Source organism: Natrialba sp. PRR66 (assembly GCF_034808065.1).
GTDB lineage: Archaea > Halobacteriota > Halobacteria > Halobacteriales > Natrialbaceae > Natrialba > Natrialba aegyptia.
In genome coordinates, this window is record NZ_JAXHGN010000008.1 from 22,413 (window position 1) to 41,114 (window position 18,702).

General features: G+C 64.5%; 22 protein-coding genes and 1 pseudogene. 10 read left to right on the forward strand and 13 right to left on the reverse strand.

The annotated features are described in order from the left end of the window. Window positions 1-225 precede the first annotated feature (225 nt). The gene (locus SM755_RS22520; protein ID WP_323174659.1) at window positions 226-1,149 is read left to right on the forward strand and encodes a sulfite exporter TauE/SafE family protein; all 924 of its coding nucleotides are present in this window, start codon (window positions 226-228) and stop codon (window positions 1,147-1,149) included. Here the strand turns inward: SM755_RS22520 and SM755_RS22525 are convergent. The 8 genes from SM755_RS22525 to SM755_RS22560 form a co-directional block, all read right to left on the reverse strand. Beyond that, window positions 1,146-1,811 (reverse strand): cytochrome c biogenesis protein CcdA, encoded by a 666-nt coding sequence (locus SM755_RS22525; protein WP_323174660.1) that lies wholly within the window; start codon window positions 1,809-1,811, stop codon window positions 1,146-1,148. The two genes, SM755_RS22520 and SM755_RS22525, sit on opposite strands and share 4 nt — an antisense overlap. After that, complete coding sequence (locus SM755_RS22530) at window positions 1,808-2,386, reverse strand: TlpA disulfide reductase family protein (protein WP_323174661.1); 579 nt, start codon at window positions 2,384-2,386, stop codon at window positions 1,808-1,810. Before SM755_RS22530 ends, SM755_RS22525 begins: the two co-directional genes overlap by 4 nt. Then, window positions 2,387-3,073, reverse strand: coding sequence for an SCO family protein (locus tag SM755_RS22535; RefSeq protein WP_323174662.1), 687 nt, complete (start codon window positions 3,071-3,073; stop codon window positions 2,387-2,389). Between the two features lie 112 nt (window positions 3,074-3,185). Continuing rightward, entirely contained in the window at window positions 3,186-3,449 is a 264-nt protein-coding gene (locus tag SM755_RS22540) for a hypothetical protein (RefSeq protein WP_006667163.1), read from the reverse strand. After that, window positions 3,449-3,811 (reverse strand): helix-turn-helix domain-containing protein, encoded by a 363-nt coding sequence (locus SM755_RS22545; RefSeq protein ID WP_323174663.1) that lies wholly within the window; start codon window positions 3,809-3,811, stop codon window positions 3,449-3,451. Before SM755_RS22545 ends, SM755_RS22540 begins: the two co-directional genes overlap by 1 nt. A 100-nt stretch (window positions 3,812-3,911) precedes the next feature. Then, window positions 3,912-4,376 carry a response regulator gene (locus SM755_RS22550; RefSeq protein ID WP_323174664.1) on the reverse strand — a complete coding sequence of 155 codons (465 nt, stop codon included), beginning with the start codon at window positions 4,374-4,376 and terminating at the stop codon, window positions 3,912-3,914. Between the two features lie 80 nt (window positions 4,377-4,456). Further along, window positions 4,457-4,951, reverse strand: a complete 495-nt coding sequence (locus SM755_RS22555) for a hypothetical protein (RefSeq protein ID WP_323174665.1) — start codon at window positions 4,949-4,951, stop codon at window positions 4,457-4,459. Continuing rightward, window positions 4,948-5,496, reverse strand: coding sequence for a hypothetical protein (locus SM755_RS22560; RefSeq protein ID WP_323174666.1), 549 nt, complete (start codon window positions 5,494-5,496; stop codon window positions 4,948-4,950). Before SM755_RS22560 ends, SM755_RS22555 begins: the two co-directional genes overlap by 4 nt. Window positions 5,497-5,612: 116 nt before the next feature. Between SM755_RS22560 and SM755_RS22565 the strand changes: the two genes are divergently transcribed. Then, window positions 5,613-7,508, forward strand: coding sequence for a polysaccharide deacetylase (locus SM755_RS22565; RefSeq protein ID WP_323174667.1), 1,896 nt, complete (start codon window positions 5,613-5,615; stop codon window positions 7,506-7,508). On the opposite strand, the gene SM755_RS22570 is transcribed toward SM755_RS22565, so the two are convergent. Beyond that, on the reverse strand, window positions 7,459-8,295 hold the full coding sequence (locus SM755_RS22570) for an HAD family hydrolase (protein WP_323174668.1): 837 nt from the start codon (window positions 8,293-8,295) through the stop codon (window positions 7,459-7,461). The genes SM755_RS22565 and SM755_RS22570 overlap by 50 nt on opposite strands. A gap of 587 nt (window positions 8,296-8,882) precedes the next feature. On the opposite strand from SM755_RS22570, the gene SM755_RS22575 reads away from it, so the two are divergent. Further along, complete coding sequence (locus SM755_RS22575) at window positions 8,883-10,670, forward strand: bifunctional metallophosphatase/5'-nucleotidase (RefSeq protein WP_323174669.1); 1,788 nt, start codon at window positions 8,883-8,885, stop codon at window positions 10,668-10,670. A 171-nt stretch (window positions 10,671-10,841) separates the two neighbouring features. On the opposite strand, the gene SM755_RS22580 is transcribed toward SM755_RS22575, so the two are convergent. Then, a complete protein-coding gene (locus tag SM755_RS22580; RefSeq protein WP_323174670.1) occupies window positions 10,842-11,699 on the reverse strand; it encodes an MBL fold metallo-hydrolase in 858 nt (285 codons plus the stop codon). Between the two features lie 272 nt (window positions 11,700-11,971). Here SM755_RS22580 and SM755_RS22585 point away from each other — a divergent pair, with 272 nt between their 5' ends. Both SM755_RS22585 and SM755_RS22590 read left to right on the forward strand, forming a co-directional pair. Continuing rightward, the gene (locus tag SM755_RS22585; protein WP_323174671.1) at window positions 11,972-12,697 is read left to right on the forward strand and encodes a DsbA family protein; all 726 of its coding nucleotides are present in this window, start codon (window positions 11,972-11,974) and stop codon (window positions 12,695-12,697) included. Window positions 12,698-12,854: 157 nt separating this feature from the next. Further along, window positions 12,855-13,397, forward strand: a complete 543-nt coding sequence (locus SM755_RS22590) for a DUF2243 domain-containing protein (protein WP_323174672.1) — start codon at window positions 12,855-12,857, stop codon at window positions 13,395-13,397. A 37-nt stretch (window positions 13,398-13,434) separates the two neighbouring features. Here the strand turns inward: SM755_RS22590 and SM755_RS24585 are convergent. From SM755_RS24585 to SM755_RS22605, 3 genes and pseudogenes are all read right to left on the reverse strand, one after another. Beyond that, window positions 13,435-13,542, reverse strand: a pseudogene (locus SM755_RS24585) (multicopper oxidase domain-containing protein); the annotation flags it as partial. A gap of 22 nt (window positions 13,543-13,564) precedes the next feature. Further along, the gene (locus SM755_RS22600) at window positions 13,565-14,122 is read right to left on the reverse strand and encodes a class I SAM-dependent methyltransferase (RefSeq protein ID WP_323174674.1); all 558 of its coding nucleotides are present in this window, start codon (window positions 14,120-14,122) and stop codon (window positions 13,565-13,567) included. A 2-nt stretch (window positions 14,123-14,124) separates the two neighbouring features. Further along, window positions 14,125-14,562: a DUF302 domain-containing protein gene (locus SM755_RS22605; RefSeq protein ID WP_323174675.1), complete on the reverse strand. Its 438-nt coding sequence runs from the start codon at window positions 14,560-14,562 to the stop codon at window positions 14,125-14,127. A 116-nt stretch (window positions 14,563-14,678) separates the two neighbouring features. Here SM755_RS22605 and SM755_RS22610 point away from each other — a divergent pair, with 116 nt between their 5' ends. The 5 genes from SM755_RS22610 to SM755_RS22630 all read left to right on the forward strand — a co-directional run bounded on the left by SM755_RS22610 (window position 14,679) and on the right by SM755_RS22630 (window position 18,629). Continuing rightward, window positions 14,679-14,891, forward strand: a complete 213-nt coding sequence (locus SM755_RS22610) for a hypothetical protein (protein WP_323174676.1) — start codon at window positions 14,679-14,681, stop codon at window positions 14,889-14,891. A 204-nt stretch (window positions 14,892-15,095) separates the two neighbouring features. Further along, window positions 15,096-16,442 (forward strand): FAD-dependent oxidoreductase, encoded by a 1,347-nt coding sequence (locus SM755_RS22615; RefSeq protein WP_323174677.1) that lies wholly within the window; start codon window positions 15,096-15,098, stop codon window positions 16,440-16,442. A 7-nt stretch (window positions 16,443-16,449) separates the two neighbouring features. Next, the gene (locus SM755_RS22620) at window positions 16,450-17,754 is read left to right on the forward strand and encodes an ArgE/DapE family deacylase (protein ID WP_323174678.1); all 1,305 of its coding nucleotides are present in this window, start codon (window positions 16,450-16,452) and stop codon (window positions 17,752-17,754) included. Between the two features lie 25 nt (window positions 17,755-17,779). Further along, on the forward strand, window positions 17,780-17,992 hold the full coding sequence (locus SM755_RS22625) for a YgaP-like transmembrane domain (RefSeq protein WP_323174679.1): 213 nt from the start codon (window positions 17,780-17,782) through the stop codon (window positions 17,990-17,992). 7 nt (window positions 17,993-17,999) lie between these two features. Then, a complete protein-coding gene (locus SM755_RS22630) occupies window positions 18,000-18,629 on the forward strand; it encodes a class I SAM-dependent methyltransferase (protein ID WP_323174680.1) in 630 nt (209 codons plus the stop codon). The last annotated feature ends 73 nt before the right edge of the window (window positions 18,630-18,702 follow it).

The following is an 18,702-nucleotide window of genomic DNA, read 5'->3' on the forward strand; positions in this document are numbered from 1 at the left end:
ACGTCACTGTGGCGCATACCGGCCGCTATTACTGCTATCTGTGACGTATCCGTTTTACGATCTAATCCACTCGAGTGACGTGAACGGTCCTCAATCGCCGATACTCCGACGTACGGGTGACTCGAGCCGGGATGATTCTCGCCGAATCACGTACTGAAATACGGGCGCCGCCACAAGGGCATCGAAACGGCGACGTCGCGTCGCCCCTCCTCTCGTTCGAACTACATGAGTGCCCCCGAATCCAGAGTCGACGTCGAACAGTTCCTCACCAACCTCCTCGAGTTTCGCTACCGCGAGGTGACGATGGTCGGCGCGACGCTGGTCGTCCTCGTCGCCTCGATCGCGTTCTTCCCCGGGTTCGAGAACGTCGGAGACGGCGTCCAGTCCGATCTCTCGATCGGCTTGCTCGCCGTGCTGAGCCTGGTCGCGATCGTCGCCGGCGTCGTGAAGGGGATGACTGGCTTCGGCTACTCGCTCATCATGACGCCGATCTTCGCCACGGTAATCGATCCGACCGTCGCCGTCGTCGTCCTGGCGATTCCGCCGTGGATGCTCAACATGTTCCAGATCGCCGAAACCGGGACGGGACGAGCGTTCGTTCGCGAGGAGTGGTCGCTCCTGTTGCTCGCTGTCATCGGGACTGTCATCGGCGTCGCGGCGCTGGCGACGTTCAGCGCCAGCCCGATCGTCGCGTTCGTGATCGGCCTCGTCCTCCTCGGCTACGTGGCCTTCCAGGTCGTCCAGAACTTCGTCACGGTCGAGGAGGCACATCACCCGTTCGCCCTCGGCGCCGCCGGGTTCTCTCAGGGATTCCTTCTCGCGTTCGCCAATCTCGGACCGCTACTTCCGGCGTACTTCCACACCTTCGAACGGGACACGGAGCGATACATCGGCGGATTGGCGATGGTACTCGGGACGATCTTTACGGTCCGGATCGTGCAGATGGCGCTGTTCACCGACCTCCTGACGACCTACCGGCTCTGGCTCGGTTCGGTCATCGCAGTGGTCACGATCGTCGGCCTGCTGCTGGGCACGTACCTCCGACGCCTCGAGTTCGACGAGCGGACGTTCAACTGGTTCGTCGTCGGACTCCTGTTCGTGATCTCGCTCAACATCTTCCGAAACACCGTGCCGGCGCTGTTCTTTTAGTAAACGATCAGCGCCAGATAGAGCTGTCCGATCCCCGCGAGGAGCATCACGCCGCCGGCGAGTCGCTTCAGGTGTTCCGAGTAGGCCGCGAACCGACCCGCGCTCGCGACCAGCCCCATCCCGGTCGCGACCGTCACCGCGATCATCAGGACGACGACGCTACCGACGTAGGTCGCGAGGACGAGCGCCGCTGCATCGGTCGGCAGGGACAGTGAACGGGCGACGACCGCGAGGAAGACCGGTGCGACGCATCCGGCTCCCGCGAGCGCGTATCCCGCACCGAAGACCCCGAATCCGAGGACGCTCGAGCGCCGCTTGGGAAGCGGAATCGACAGCGAGGGGGCGCGACCGGCGAGAACGAGTGCGCCGAAGATCACTAGCAGTCCGCCGATGAGCGACTCGAAAATCGTGAGATTCGACAGCGTCGATCGACCGAGCCAGAACGTCGCGCCAATGAGGGCCGCGAACGTCCCCAGGACGCCGAGACCGGCGACGACGCCCCGGAGAGTCGCCCCGCCGAGCGACGCGTCCTTCCCGTCCGTTCGACTCACGTAGAACCCGACGTATCCCGGCAACAGCGGATACGCGCAGGGGCTGAAGAAGGTCGCGACGCCGGCGGTGAGCGCGAAGCCGACCGTCGACAGGTCCGTTGCCTCGATCACGCGTCGGCCTCCGCCTCGAGCGCTCGTTCGATTCCCGCCACGAGCTCGTCGGCGGTCTTGACGCCGGAATCGGACCACTGGACGCGCCCGTCCGCGTCGATCACAACGGCGGAGGGATAGCCGCCCGCGAGGTACCGCGCGGTCAGTTCGGCGGTCGGATCCAGCCCGAGGAGCCAGTTGCCGCCGTGTTCGTCCCACCAGCCGACCAGCACCTCCTCAGTCACGGACGAGCCGACCGCCTCGCTCGTGACCGAGAGGAACAGCACGTCGTCGCCGATCCGGTCGTTGGCTTCGGCGAGCGCCGGCATCTGTTCGATACACGGCGGACACCACGTGCCGAAGAAATCGACGAACGTCGCCCGGTCGGACGCCGGAACGCGAACCTCGCCGGCCTCGCTCCCCGGCGCGTCGACCGTTTCGATCGTGAGCGGATCGGGAGCCGTCGATGCCGAGCCGTTCGAGTTCTCCGGGTCGTCGGTTCCGTCGAACGACGGCGGGCCGCGAATCGCCAGCACGCCCGCGGTCCCAATGACGCTCAGGCTTCCGATGCCGGCGAGGACGTCCCGTCGCCGCATCTACGCGGTCACCACCGTTTCGAAGTCTTCGACCACCTTCGACGTCGCGATGGTCGCCCCGTCCGGATACACGCGTTCGACCAGCCCACGTTCGTTGACGAGGAAGATGTACGAGAAATGTGGGAACATGTATTCTAAGTTCTCGTACTCGTCGGCGTCGCGCTTCTCGATCGGGAGTCCGTAGCGGTCGTCGACGATCGATTTCGCGTCCTCGTAGCGTTCGGGCCGCAAGAAGTGCCAGTTTCCGGCCTCGAGGCCGACGCCCTGCTGGGCGGCGTACGTTCGCAACGCGTCTTCGGTGTCGCGTTCGGGGTCGAACGTCATCGCGAGGAACGCGGCGCCGTCGCCGTACCCCTCTTGGGCCGCGACCTCCTGTGCGCGTCGCAACCGCAGTATCAGCGCGGGACAGACGCCGTCGGGACACGACGTGTAGAAGAACGTCACCAGCATCGCCCGCTCACCCTCGAACTGGTCGGTCGAAACGGTCTCACCGGTCAGGGGATCCGGAACGCTCGTCGCGGGAAATTCGTCGCCGTAACTCGGATGCGTCGCCTCGCTCAGATCGTTCTCCGGCGGCTCGAGGACCAGTCCGTCGTCGCTCCCCCCGCGGGAGAGGACGTCCAGACAACCCGCAGTAGCGGCGACGCTCGAGGCGGCGAGCGACCGGAGATACAGCCGTCGGTTCATAGGTGGGCGTTTCGGCGCCACGCCTATATCCGGGACGGCGATTCCCCGAGTCGGAAAAAGTACCAGCGGTGAAGGAAAAACGGGACGGCGGTGGGCCCGAGGGGACGCGGAATCACTTCGTCAGCGAGATGAGAACGAGCACCATCCCGCTCGAGACGATGGCCGCCTGTACGAGTGCGGCGGACGCGATGGTCGTTCCGAACACATGGTAGATGAGTCCCTCGCAGATCGCGCCGGCGCCGATGAAGATGAACCCACCCGAGACGTACAGCATCGGCGTCTGTCCGCTCCGGCGATAGCCGTGGTACGCCAGATACGCGACGACGAGACTCAGGACGAGCGTGATCAGTTTGGCGAGCAGAAAGGACGCTTCCATCACTCGTCACCTCGGAGTCCGCTCCAGAGCGCCGTGAAGTTGTCTGCGAGTTCGTCGCGGGTCTCCATCGTCAGCGAGAGTTGACCGTCGGTGATGTCGACGTGGAGCTCCTCGAGCGCCGTCTGGAACTCGCTCCGATGGGAGCCGTCCGAGTCGACGGTTCGACGTTCCTCGATGAGGCCGTGTTCCTGCAGCGTCGAGACGCGGCGGTAGATCGTCGTGAGCGAGGCGTCACACTCCTCGCTGAGGGTTTTCGCGGTCTTCGGCCCGTCTCGATCTGCGGCGAGGAGGATCTTCCGCGCGTAGTCGTCTGCGAGGATCTGGAAGATTTCCGCCGAGTTCGAGGAGCCTCCGTGTTGCACACGATATACCCCGTCGTTAGGCGACAAATAGGCCACGATTTGCTGATCCAGCAAATCACCGAGATCGTCTTGTATTCGGGACTCTGAGGGCCGTCGGTACCTACCGATCTTCCGCACTCGTTCCGTCCCTCGGCGGTAACCAGACGGTATCGATCCAGCACGTCTCGATCGTCCGGACGACATCGACGAACTCGTCTCGATCGCTCGGCTTTCGGACGTACGCGTTCGCGAGATGTGCGTACGACTGTGCGATCACGTCCTCGTCGATGCGGTCGGAAAACACGAGCACGGGGATCCCCCGCCAGTCGGGATCGGTGTCGAATCGATCGAGGCGCGTTTGCCAGTCCATCCCCGGAAGGTCGATGTCGAGTACGACGAGATTCGGCCGGACGCAGTCGGGCTCTTCCACACACCGTCGCAGAAAATCGAGCGCTTCGGTTCCGCTGGAGACGATCGAAACGCCGTTCGCGGTCGTCTTGTTCTCGAGCGCGTCGAGAAAGAGCCGAGCGTCGTCGACGTTCGAATCGATTACGAGCGGGTACGCCTGGGGTCGGTCCGTTCTCATGGAGGTCTGGGGACGTTTACAGGATATTGTGTGTATGTGTGCTTAAAGTACAATGATCTGTCGTCTCAGGGAGAGACCGGTCACGGTGCACAGGTCGGACACGACCGACTGTGGCGAACGTAGATCAACCCCGCTAGCAGTGCCACGGAGAGCAGGCCAAGGAGGGGCCGGAGCGGATCGAAGTACGTCATGAGCGCGGACGAACTGAACAGGGCGAGCAGGACGACGTTACAGATCGGACAGCCGACCGCCAGAAATCCGCCGACGAGACCGCCGAGCATCCAGCGGTCCTCGCCCGTCGCGTCGTCGGTACCGCTTCCCTCGGCGTCTTCGAAGTCGGGATCGACCACCTCGGTCGCCAGCCGCTGGGCGACGTAGACGCCCGCCAGCAGCGCGGTCAGCGTCAGGAACAGGTAGTCGACGGGCGTCCGCGGGACCATCCGGACGTACAGCGGATTCGGGATGAGGCCGGTGACGAGTCCGAACAGCAGGAACACGCCGGCGCCGGCCACCCCACCCGAGGCCATTGCGCGCCGATCCGACCGGATCGATCGGAGGACGTCACGCGCCGTCATTTCGTCCCCTCCGTCGCGATGGCACACCGTTCGGGATGACCCGCCCGTCCGAGAAAGAACAGCAACAGCGCGAGACCGCCGACGCGAAGCAGCGCGCCATCGTACGGGAGTGCCGCGAGCCCTCCGGCGAACCCGAGAAAGCCGAGGAGACCGGCGCCACAGCTCGCACACCCCGATGCGAGGAGTCCGGGGACGACCCCGGAGAGGTCGATGAGACTCGAGAGACCGACGATTCGCAGTTGTGCGACGACGTTGACGACCGCGATCCCCGACAGTAGCGCGTAGAGAACGATGATCCCGAGCCCGGTCCAGCCGTCGGTGCGGTACACCGTCTCCGTGAGCGAAACGACGACGTACTCGAACCAGTGGAGACCGTCACCGAGCATCTGGAGCGAGAACTCCGGCATCGTACTCACGATCAGGAGGGCGTAGGTGGCGACCGTCACGAGCACCAGACCGATCGTTCCTCGCCACGTCTCGAACGGGTACGAGGCCGCTTCGAAGAGGTTCGTCAGGTACCCCCTGAGCGAGTCGCGCGTAAACATTCGGTCGAACCGACGCGGGGACGACTAAAATCTCCAACTCCGATTTGCTGGCTCAGCAAAACGGAATTGGCTTATCTACACAATAATGACGGGGGTAGCATGAAACCTCTCGATCGATGGTAACCGAACGTGACGCGGACGGTGGTCGGTCTCGACGGCAACTACTGACCGCACTCGGGGTTGCATCGACGACGATCGCCGGCTGTACGGACATGCTGTCGGACGGCAACTCCTCAGGGACCAACGACGGACCCGATTTCGCCGAAAGCAAAGGCGCCGACCAGTGGCCCGGGATCGACGCGGGCCTCGTGCTCTCGGACTTCGAGGACCTCGAGGAGTGGACCTCCCGGTCCGACTCCGCCGAGATCGCGCCGGCACCCGACGAAGCGCGGATCGGATCGCAGGCGGCGGTCATCGAGAGCGACGAGGGGACGGCCGGCGCTGAGTTCCGGTTCCCTGATAAACTCGACCTCACGGGGTGGGACGTGTCGCTGGCGGTCAAGCCCGAGTCGGTCGATCGAATCGCCGTCGAGTTCCTCGCGCCGACGCGGAGCGAGCGCCTCACGAGCGTTCGACCCGTTCCGGACGAGTTCGACGGCTGGTTCCGGCTGGACTGTGGCTACCAGCAGAAACCGGGAGACGATCCCGATCTCTCGAACGTCACCGGGATCAACGTCATCGCACACGGCCCCGACAGCGGGCCGACCAGACTACTGGTCGACGACCTTCGGCAGACCGAATCGGCCGCCAACGGCGCGGTGATCCTCGCGTTTCAGGGCGGACATCAGTCGCACTACGACGTTGCGGCCGAGATGCTCGCGGAGCGCGACTGGGCGGCGGCGGTTCCGGTCACCCCCGAGCGGATCGGCGAGGCGGGACGGATGGGACTCGACGAACTCCGGGACCTCCGCGACCGCGGGTGGGACGTCTGTTCGCTTCCGACGGTATCGACGCCCCTTCCGGAACAGCCCGCGGATCGCCAGCGGCAGGTTCTCGAGAGCGCTCGAGACGCGCTCGCGAGCGAGGGCTTCGAAGATGGGGCACGCCACCTGTTCGTTCCGGACGGTCGGATGAACGCGGACACCTACGACGTCGCCCGCGACGTTCACGAATCGGCGTTCCTGTACAGCGCCGGGACGACCGCCGTTCCGCCGACCGACCCGCACGTGATTCCGTACATCTGGGGGCCCGCGCTTCACACCGGCGTTCGGCGCCACACTAATCTCTCCGATCAGTACGGGTTGTTGACCGTCGTGCGCGTCCCCCGGATCGTCGACGAGGACGACGTGGGCGTCGACGAGAACCGGATGTCGCTCGACGACTTCGGACTGCTCCTCGATCACCTCGAGCACCGCGGTCTCGACGTCGTCACGCCCTCGGACCTCGTCGACGGGGAGTTCGAGCGCGCCGGCAGCGACGACGAAACCGCGCACTGGGAGCGGCCCAACGGCGTCGTCCTCGAGGCGGGGCGGTCCCACGCGTTCGAGGGCTCCGGAGCGGAGACCACGCCGACGTTCGACCTCGACGACGGCGTCGTCGTCGCTGACGTCTCTCACGACGGGGCGGCGATCGCCGTCGACGTGACCGACGTCGACGGACGCGGCCGCAGCGAGAACCTGCTGACGACGTCCGGGAACGCGACCGGCGAGTCGATCGCGTCCGTCGAGAGCGGGACGTACGAACTCGAGGTCGACGCCGACGGCGCGTGGTCGATCGAGCTCTCCCAGCCGTCGGTCCGCGCCGACGACCTCTCGGAGCTCCCGGTGCAGGCGTCCGGGACGGGCTCGGCGTTCGTCGGTCCGCTGTGGACCGAGGGCGACGTCAGGATCGAGGCGACCCACGACGGCGACGGCCAGTTCGTCGTCGACGGCCACGGCGGCGACGGCAGTCGCGAGATACTCGTCCACCGGACCGGGTCGTTCGACAACTCGCGGTCGTACAAGGCGGGCGGCGTGGTCTGGCTCAACGTCGAGGCCGACGGCGACTGGACGCTCGAGATCGTCGACTCGTAACGATCGCGCGAGGCAGTAGGCTCGATCCCTGTCTGCCGCGAGGGTCTCGGACCGCGTCACTGCGTCTCGTTCCGGCGTCCGATTCCGAGGAGCAGCCGGTGCTCGAGAGCCGCAGGAGAGCACCGATTTCGCCGATCGGCTCGATTCGGTACGTCGGCTCGTATCCCCCCGTCTCGGCGCAGTCCGAGAGCCAGACGGACTCGAGTCCGGCGGCGGACGCGCCGGCGACGTCCGTCTCGAGGGAATTACCTACGTGGATCGCCGTCGTCGGCGTCGCGTCGAGAGCGCGGACCGCTCGCTCGAACCGTTCCGGCTCCGGTTTCGGCGGCGCGTCGTGACCGGCGACGACCGTATCGATCCACCGCTCGAGGCCGACGGCGTCGATCTTTCGGTGCTGTGCGTCCCGTGTTCCGTTGGTAACGACGGCCAGTCGGTGCTCCCGGCCGAGTTCCTTCAGTGCGCGAGCGGCCCCCGGCAGTAGTTCGACGTTCGACTGGTCGCGCTCGTCGCTGAACGCCGCCGCGACGACTCGACCGAGCCGTCGCGCGTAACCGTTCTCCGCGGCGAGTACGGCGAAGCAGTCGGATCGGAGGTCGTCCATCGAATCATTTCGCTCGGCGAACTCGTCGTAGCGGGCGTAGTACTCGTCGGCGGAAAAGAGCGGGTCGACGCCCGCGCGTTCGAAGGCCACCTCGAGGACCGTTCCGGGAGACCGTTCGTATCGAAGGAGCGTTCCGTCGAGATCCAGGGTAACCGCCTCGATCGCACCCGGCGAATCGGTTCTCATCTCGATTCGTCTGTGGTGTTCGTCTAGTGAGACCGGTAAAACCGTTTCCGAATCGGGCTCCGCTCTATCGACCGACTCAGTTGTATTATACCATATTGTATATAATGCAAAAGACTCATGTGCGACGATCCGTATTGCTAATCCGAGTGCGGAGTGTACCGAAGGGGAACACACCGCGCTCTGTCAGAGGCATATCACCCACCGTTCCGGTCCGGAGACGAGGATCGAACGCTCGGACGGTGCACGAATCGACGGCGGCCGATTGACCGATCGCTACCGCCGATTGGGCATCTCTTTGACACCCGGAATCCGGCGGTTCACGTGTAGTATACGATCGCTGCGATTGTCGTTCGATTCCACACGGACCGTTTTTCGTCCGATCCGTGTATCGTTCAGTGACCCAGTGACATCCTCGCCCGTCGTGAACGGCGGGGCTTCCTATAAGGGACGTCTTACGACGCGAATCGCCACGGTCGCCGACAGGTACCGACTCGAAAATCAGACCCGAGAGCGATGGTCGACGGCGGGGCGAGTAATGCAGGGAAACGACTTGAGCGCCCGCTCGCGTACGACCCGGTAGAATCAGCATGGACCTCGATCCGGAGTACATCGGTGCGTGGAAACGACTCGACGGGTCGGACGGAACCGATCCGGACGGAGAGACCGACCTCGTCTGTCTCCACGTCAGCGACCTGCACGGCCAACTCGCCCCCGAACATCACGTTTACTACGACAATCCCGAATCGCGTCCGGACTTCGACTTCGGCGATGACGACCGGATCCTCCGACGCGGCGGCGGGATCCCGCTTCTGGCGGCGAAACTCGAGGAGATTCGCTCTGCCGCCGACGAGACGCTCACGCTGATGAGCGGCGACACGTTCCACGGGAGCGCCGAGACGACGTACACGGAGGGCCGCGCGATGCTTGAGCCGGTGAACACGCACGTCGAACCCGACGTGTACGTCCCCGGAAACTGGGACTTCGGAAACGAGGGCGCCGAGGACGGCAGCGTCCGGGAGCTGATGGACGAACTCGAGGCGCGGGTACTGGCGAACAACCTCTACGGATCGGACGCCGACGAGTTGCTGTTCGAGCCCTATACGATCGAACGCGCGGGAGACCTCGATATCGGAATCGTCGGGATGACGAACGTCTACGTCGATCGGATGGCACCGGCGTTCCACGAGGGGAAGTACCGATTCGGAAAACATCCCACACTGCTCGATGAAGCCGCTCGAGACGCGTGCGACGACGGCGCCGACGTCGTCCTCGCGGTCACCGAGATCGGACTCCAATGGGCGGTACAGGCGGCGAAAGATCTCGAGGATATCGACGTCCTGTTCAGCGCACACACGCACGAATACACCCACGATCCGATCCTGATCGACGAGACGGAGACGCTCGTCGTCGAGTCAGGGACCGGCGACGGACTCGGTCGCGTGGACCTCCGCGTCGAAGACGACGGCGTCGCATTTCGCCACATCCTCTATTGTCTCGCTGAAGACCACGGCTACACGCCTGACCCCGATCCGGCGGCCGAACGGACGGTCGAGCGCGTTCGATCATCGTTCTTCGGCGACGACGTCCGCTTCGAGCGTGGGGACGGCTCCCTCGAGCGGCCGCTGGATACGGTCGTCGGTCGGACAGAGACATCGCTCGACCGCCAGTCGTTCCTCGAGAGCGGGTGGAACGTCCTGTTCGCCGACGCGCTGCGAGAGTACTTCGGGACCGAACTGGCGGTCACTCACGGCTTTCGCTACGGACCGGCGATTCCCGCGGGCGAGATCACGCTCGAGCACCTGTACCGAGCGTTCCCGATGACCTCGCCGGTAGCTCGCGGCGAGGCGTACGGGCAGCAACTGCTGAATCACATGGAGGCCTTCCTCGAGGACAACTTCACGCCGTACGTCTACCAGCAGGAGGACGGCCGCGTCCGGAACTACTCGTCGAACGTCGAGGCGATCGTCGATCCGACCGCGAAACGCGAGCGCCGGCTCGTCGATCTCGTCGTCGACGGGGAATCGGTCGATCCCGAAGCGCGCTACTCGGTCGCGACGTTCACCCGGCCCGGCGATCCCGAACGGGACCTCGGTAACTGCGGCTTCCCCTTCCGGGACGTCCGCGTCGAGGACGGCGTCGTTCCGACCGACGTCATCGTCGACTACCTCGAGGAGCATTCGCCGATCGAGTACGGGGAAACGGAATTCGTCCGGACGCCTGACGACGGCGGAGCCGTACAGAACACGCCCGGCGACGGTCCGTACCCGTACGTCCAGCCCGGCGTCGATTACGCCGACGGCGAGGCGTACTGTGAGACGCGATTGATTCCGACCGGGAATCGGTTTCCGGAGGCCGGCCGGAATCGGTTCCGATAGCAGTAGCTGGCAACACCGTTCAGTCGTTCGAATTGCGGGATAACACTCGTGACTCTGGAGATAACGTGGAATATGCGCCTCAGTTGCCCCCATATCGACTTCCCCCGTTACGACTGTTAGCTACGTATTCAACAGTCCCTACGTCGCTATTAAACCTCGAATTTTGAACCGTTATGGTGAGAGAGTTCGTCCATCTTCAGCCACGATCACGTCTCCGTCAAATACTGACTCGGCGTCTCGTCGCATCGATTCGAGATCGCGGTACGGCATGATGTGTGTGAGAACAAGTGTCTGGACCCCAGCGTCCTGGGCGATTTCACCCGCGTCAGTGGCATCACAGTGATTGCCCGTCAACGTGGACGTGTTCAAGTCCCGTTCTCCTTCTGCATGCTGGTGCCAGACGAACTGTTCGTCCTCATCAGGTACGCGGTCTTCGTCGACCGGGGCGGTGTTGCAATCCTGAACGAGGACGTCTGCATCGGCGGCGAACTCGGCGAGCGACGGGATCTTCCGCGTATCGCCGGAGAAGACGAACGACGAATCCGTGTCGTGTTCCTCGAAGCGGTACGCGTACGTCTCGATGGAGTGTTCGACCGGGAGTGCGTCGACGTCCCAGCCATCCATCCGACGATTGAAGCCCTGTGTCACGAGTTCAGTTTCGATGTTCGAGATGCCATCGGTCGGGTATATGTCTTTGCGGTACTCTATGTCCTCCGCGTAGACGTCGTACAGTGCGTCGACGAGGCGGTCGGTGCCGTCGGGTCCGTAGACGGTGAGCGATTCTCGGCCGCCCTCGGTCCAGCTCGTGAACGCGAAGTGGAAGAACGACGCGTTGTGGTCCATGTGGTGGTGGGTGAAGAACATCGTCTCGATCTCTCCGAAGGGAATCCCCGCATCCATGAGGCCGTAGACTGTCTTCGGCCCACAGTCGATCAGCACGCGCTCGTCGGCGATGTCGACGACGATACTCGTGGCACCACGCTCGGGAATCGGGACGGGACTTCCAGTACCGACGAGGGTAATCTCCATGGTCGTTCTACGGGATAAACCCGTTTGTAGGTTCGTACCGTTGCGCGGATTCCGCGTTCGTTAGAGACACTCGACGGTCCGGACCGTTCGACGGACACTACCTCCGCTGCAGTCGGTCACGCTTCGCCGGGACGACCCCCATCGATGGGTAACTCGTATTCGGACGATCGCGTAGCGGGGACGTCGATCCCGCGCCGAGAGCCGATTTGCTAGGTCAGCAAATCGGCGATTCCGTTACGGACGCGGGCCGGAAACGTTCGCGGCAACAGCCAATGTCGATCGATCAGCCATCCCGTCGCGCTTTCCTCGCCGGCTCAGTCGTGACGGTCGGCGCCGGCGGCGCGTACGTTCTCACGCGATCCGACGAGACCGCCCACGACATCTCCCCCTCGATTCACTCGAGCGACGAGACGACCGCGTTCGGCGTCGATCTCGCCGGAAAGCCGATCGTGGGCTCACCCGATGCGCCGCTCGAGATCTACTACTGGACGGACTTCCAGTGTCCGTTCTGCGAACGATTCGAGCGGGAGACGTTCCCCGATCTGATCCGGAACTACGTCGAACCGGGCGACGTTCGCGTCGTGTTGATCGCGCTCCCGTACTTCGGCGCGGACTCGATGACCGCCGCGGTGGCGAGCAAGTGCGTCTGGGAGCAGGTCCGCGACGACGACCCGTTCGCCTACTGGGACTGGCACGCCGCTGTGTTCGACGAACAGGGCGAGAAGAATTCGGGCTGGGCGTCGACCGAGAACCTCCTCGAGTACACCCGCTCCGTCGACGCCGTCGACGCGGACGCCCTCGAGTCGTGTCTCGAGGACCGACGGCCGGAACTCGAGGACGCGGTCGAGACCGACGCGGATCGAGCGCGCTCGATCGGCGTGACGGGGACGCCGACGTTCATCGTCTTCGATCCGGACTCCGAGGCCGCCGGATCGCTCGTCGGTGCACAGCCACTGGAACGGTTCGACAAGGCGATCGATCGGATCAAGAACGCGTAACTGCACGAGTGTCTCGAGGCTGCCCGGTACTTCGAATGAGATGGCCTGCCGGACTGACTCGGAGCGGCGACCCCGATCGCCGGCAGCGACGGTTCCGTCGGATAGCGCTTGCACCAGACAGCAGTGTTTGCTTTTCTCTCAGCCGCGAAGATCCGGTATGGCCAGCGACGGAGAGACGTGGATCGGGTTACACGAGCGAGTGAAACCGCTCGTTCGAGCGGGTATCGTCCTCGGAATCGGTCTTGGAGGTTTCTTCGACGGAATCGTGCTCCACCAGCTCCTGCAGTGGCATCACATGCTGTCGGCCCGGACGGATCCGACGGTCCTTGCAGGCCTGCGGCTGAACGTGGTCGCCGACGGCCTCTTCCACGTCGGCACCTACCTCTTCACGATTGCGGGGATCGTCCTCCTGGTTCGCGCGTGGCGACGGACCGACGTTCCTCCCTCGGGACGAGCGCTCGTCGGGTCGACGATCGTGGGCTGGGGCGTCTTCAATCTCCTCGAGGGACTCGTGAACCACCACCTTCTCGGGATCCACCACGTCTGGCCGGCGGGGCCGGGGAGCGTCCTCCTCTGGGACGTCGGTTTTCTCCTTTCAGGCGTGGTCTTCATCGTCGGCGGGTACGCCCTGATCCGGCTCGACGAGCGGGTTGTCTCCGGAACTCGAGGCGAGCCCGCCACGGACGACCGCCCCGCGTGATCGGGTAATCGGCTACCGATCGCGCCGACGGTGTCGTTCACTCGTATTCGAACGCGCGGGCCGTCCCCCGTTCGAGGTGGTAGACGGTGTGGCAGTGGAACAGCCAGTCGCCAGGATCGCCCGCCAAGAAGTCGAAGGTCAACCGCCCCGCGGGAATGCGAGTCCGATTACTCGAGCGTCGCGATGAGCAGGAACGTCTCGGGTCGAACGGCTTCGTGCTCGATAGTGAACCCGGCATCACGAAGGGCATCTATCGCCTCGTCGGCGCTGTACCGTTCGTCGACTGGCGGCCCGTCCTCGCCGGAGCCGGTCGCCGCCCAGTCGATGATCACGAGTCGGCCCTCCGGAGAGAGGACCCGCCGGATCTCGGCGATCGCCTCATCGCTCGCGAACTCGTGGTAGGTCATCGTCGAGAACGCGGCGTCGAGTGCGTCGTCGAACGGCAGGTCACTCACGTCGCTGGTCACGAGGTCGACGTTCTCCGGGACGCCCTTCTCACGGTAGTACTCGTGCATCTCCTCCTGAACGTCGACCGCGAAGACCTCGCCGGCGTGGGGCGCGACGTCGTCGGTGAAGAAGCCGGTCCCGCTACCGAGGTCGGCGACGGTGTCGTTCGGCGAGAGCGACAGCGCCCACAGCAGTTCCTCGGCCGAGACGAACCGGTATCGCTGCCCGGCGTCCTCTAACTTGTCCGCTCGCTCGGCATCGAACGTGTGGTATCCCATGGTTACAGTTCCTCGAAGGCGGTATCGACGAGTTCGCCGGTCTCGGCGACGATCTCCGCCATCTCGTCGTCGTCCGGTGCGATCCCGACGAGTCGCGAGATGCGCATGATCGAGACGTGGTAGACGCGCTGTCGACCGGGCTCTTCCTCCCAGACGACGACGTTACACGGGAACAGCGCACCGAGTTTCCCGTCGGTGGCTTCGAGCGCTCGGTCGGCCACTGCCGGGTTACACGCACCAAGCACGTAGTAGGGATCGCGATCAGCGTCGACCTTCTCATTGAGCAACTCCGATGGGGAGAACTCGACGGGGACGCCGAATCCGGCGTCGGTGAACACCTCGCGAACGTGTTCGATCGCCTTCTCGTGGTCCATCTCGAGGGTCGTCTGTTTCGCACCGATATCGTTAGGATCGATCTTCGCGGGATCGATAGGTAGCATTGTTCGTGAGTAGTATTGGGACGCATACGAAAGTCACTTCGGATCTCACCGTTACCGTTTCGCCGACCCGGAAAATCGGCCGAACACATAACCGTCTCGTTTACGGAAATTCACCCATGGATTCGGACGCTGCCTCTCGACGGTCGCTCCTGGGCGTCGCGGGGCTTGCGAGTCTCTGCTGCGTCGGACCCGGAACGATGGCGGTCACCGGTGGTACTACCGTCGGACTGGTCGCAGGTCTCGTAGAGGGACTCGTCGTACTCACCGTGCTCGGTATCCTCGCGCTGTTGTTCCGACTGCGGTCCGGCTGCTCGGCTTGCGATACGTGACTGCGCTAGACGGCCGTGGAGAACGTTCCGTCCGTCGTGTCGCCAGTCGACAACGACGCGAGGAACTGGCTGTATCGAGTTCGGCGAAACACGTCGAATAGCGTTTGTTGTCGGCCGGCGAAGCGTTCTTCATGGCCGTTTTTGAATGTGCAATATTGGGAATTGTGAGAAATACTTTAGGCGAGAGCGTGCCAATCTACACGTATGACCGATACGTTCGTCGTCATCGGCGGTGACGCCGCGGGAATGAGCGCCGCGAGCAAGGCGAAACGCGAGGACCCGGACCGGAACGTGATCGTCTTCGAGAAGGGCGAGTGGGTGTCCTACGCCGCCTGTGGGATGCCCTACTACGTCAAAGGCGAGGTCAACGAACTAGACGATCTCGTAGCCGTAACGCCCGAAGAGTTCAGAGAAGAGCGCGGCGTCGACCTGCGTACGGGCGCAGAGGTTGTCGACATCGACCGTGAGGCGAAACTGGTGACGGTCGAGACCGACGACGAAACGTACGAACAGCCCTACGACGACCTGCTCGTCGCGACCGGCGCGAGCGCGATCGAACCGCCGTTCGAGGGGCTCGACCTCGAGGGTGTATTCACCATTCACGACATGGACGAAGCCGACGCCATCGAGGACTACGTCACTGCCCACGGACCCGAGACGGCCGCGATCGTCGGCGGGGGCTACGTCGGCATCGAGATGGCCGAGGCGCTGTCGGCCCGCGGAATCGACGTGCACCTCTACGAAATGCTGCCTCACGTCCTCCAGCCGTTCGGCGAGGCCGTCGCCGAGGTCGTCGAGGATCACCTCCGCGAGCAGGGGATCGAGCTGCACCTCGAGACCCCTGTGTCGGGCTTCGACGGCGCCGAGCGGGTCGAAACCGTCGAACTCGAGGGCGAGACCGTCCCCGCGGACGTCGCGATCGTCGGCGTCGGGGTGACACCGAACACTGACCTCGCCGAGCGCGCGGGCATCGAACTCGGACCGACTGGCGCGATCGCGACGGACGAGTACGGACGCACGAACGCCGAGCACGTCTACGCGGCGGGTGACTGCGCCGAAGCAATCAACGTTGTGACCGGGAAACCGGATCACGTCCCGCTGGCGCTGACCGCCAACCGCGCGGGCCGAGCGATCGGACAGACCGTCACCGGCGCTCCCACGCCGACCGGCGGTACCGCCGGCACCGCGATCGTGAAGGCGTTCGACCTCGGGGCCGCCCGAACGGGGATCGTCGACGAGGATCTGGCCCGCGAGGCTGGATTCGATCCCGTTTCCGTGACGGTTTCGGCTTCGACCCGCGCTCACTACTATCCCGACGGCGCGGAGCTCACTGTTACGCTGGTCGCCGATCGTGAGAGCGGGAAGCTGCTCGGCGGCACCGTCGTCGGTCGCGAGGGTGCGAAGCGTATCGACACGGTCGCGACGGCGCTGACGAGCGGAATGACCGTCTCCGAACTGCGGGACGCGGACCTGGCGTACGCGCCGCCCTTCAGCCCCGTCTGGGATCCGATCCTCACGGCGGCGAAGGTCCTCAACGGGAAACTCGAGTGACGAGCCGATGACCGACGACTCCGACGACCTCGAAGCCTACGTCGCCGACCACCGCGCGAACCTGATCGACCTCGCGCTCGAGTTGTTGGCAATCGACACGGCGAATCCGCCCGGCGACACGCGCAAGATCGTCGCCTTCCTCGAGGAGTACCTGTCGACGCTTCCGGTCGACGTCGAGCGGTTCGCAGTCGATCCGGCGAAGCCGAACCTGCTCGTGACGCTGCCGGGCGCGAGCGATCGAACGCTCCTGTACAACGGGCACCTCGATACGGTACCCTTCGACGCCGACGCGTGGTCGTACGATCCGCTCGGCGAGCGCGTCGACGACCGGGTCTACGGGCGCGGCGCGACGGACATGAAGGGTGCGATCGCCGCGATGCTGTTCGCAATCCGCGCGTTCACTGAGACCGACACCGAACCGCCCGTCGACCTCGCGTTCGCGTTCGTCAGCGATGAGGAGGTCGGCGGCGACGCAGGGCTCCCCGCGTTGCTCGAGGCCGACCGGCTCGACGCCGACGCCTGCGTCATCGGCGAGCCGACCTGCGAGAGCGACCGCCACTCCGTAACGGTCGCCGATCGGGGCAGCATCTGGCTGACACTCGAGGCGACTGGCGAGAGCGCGCACGGCTCGCGGCCGGTACTGGGCGAAAACGCGATCGACCGGCTCTCCGACGCAGTCACGACGCTACGAGAACGGTTCGGCGTGCGGCGGCTCGAACTCGAACCCGCGCTCGAGCCGGTCGTCGACGAATCGATCGCGTTCTACGAGCCGATGATGGGCGCCGAGACCGCCCGCGAACTGTTCGAAACGCTGACGATCAACCTCGGCGTCCTCGAGGGCGGGGACGCGATCAATAGCGTTCCGCGGGTCGCCCGGGCGGAGATCGATATTCGATTGACCGCCAGCGTCCGGACATCCGACATCCTCTCAGAGATCCGAGAGTGTGTCGCCGACTGCGAGGGAATCACAGTCGCCGACGTCTCCTGGAGCGTCGGCACTGCCGAACCGATCGACAGTCCGCTCGTCGAGGCCGTCGCCTCGAGCGCCGAAGCAACGACCAGCGAACGGGTGTACCGCCGAAGCGCGACCGGCGGTGGCGACGCGAAGAAACTTCGCAACGCCGGCGTCCCGACAGTGGAGTTCGCGCTCGGGACAGATACCGTCCACGCGGTCGACGAGTACACGACCGTCAACGCGCTCGTCGGAAACGCGACGGTGTACGCGCGCCTGCCCGAAGTATGGGCGTCCGCAGTCGACGGGACGGATCCGTCCGATCCCCGTGCCTCAGCGTGGGATTCGGGAAACGCTTAACCCACGATAGTTCTTATTTGTGGGTATGAAGCACAATATTGGATGGAAAGATCGGATCGCCCGCGCGGTCGGCGGTGCGGGACTGGCTGCCATCGCTATTGCAGCGCTCAGCGGCGCGCTTGATGTCGGAACAACGCTCAGTGCCGTCGCGCTGTTGATTGGTGGCATCCTCCTCGGGACGGCGCTGACTCAAACCTGCCTCCTGTACCGAATTCTGGGATTCGACACTGCCGCATAACCAAACCATGGATACAGAACGATTCCAGAACACGGGACAACCCGATTGGGACTGGTGGGGAAGACTGTGGCCGACGCCGGGGGCGACACTCCGCCGCCTGGGAGTCGCCCCTGATCAGACGGTCGCGGAGGTCGCCTGCGGGAATGGCTACTTCGCGCTCCCCGCGGCCCAGATCACGGATCCCAACCCAGTCTACGCGCTTGACCTCAAGGAATCCCTACTCGAGGAGTGTACGCGCCTCGCCGAGCGACAAGAGATAGAGAACGTCGTTCCCGTTCACGGCGACGCGCGACGGATGGCCCAACTGCTCCCGGAGCGAGTCGACGTTGTCCTGGTCGCGAACACGTTCCACGGCGTCGATGACAAACGGACGTTCGTCGAAGAGGCAGCAGAATCACTCCGACCGGGCGGACGGTTCGTCGTCGTTAACTGGCACGATCGGCCGCGCGAGACGACCACCGTCGCGGGCGAGCCGCGGGGACCGCCGACCGACCTGCGGTTGTCGCCCGACGACGCAGCGGCCGCCGTGCTAGAGTACGAGACGTTTTCCCTCGAGAAACAGATCGAACTTCCGCCCTATTATTACGGGCTACTATTCGAACGGACGGCAGGTGAGTCGACAACCGAGGGCCAGTGACTGGTATCCGTCGCCCGATGCTGAAATGTGCATTCGGCCGCCGGGGCAGTATTTCATAGTGAACCCAAGATTA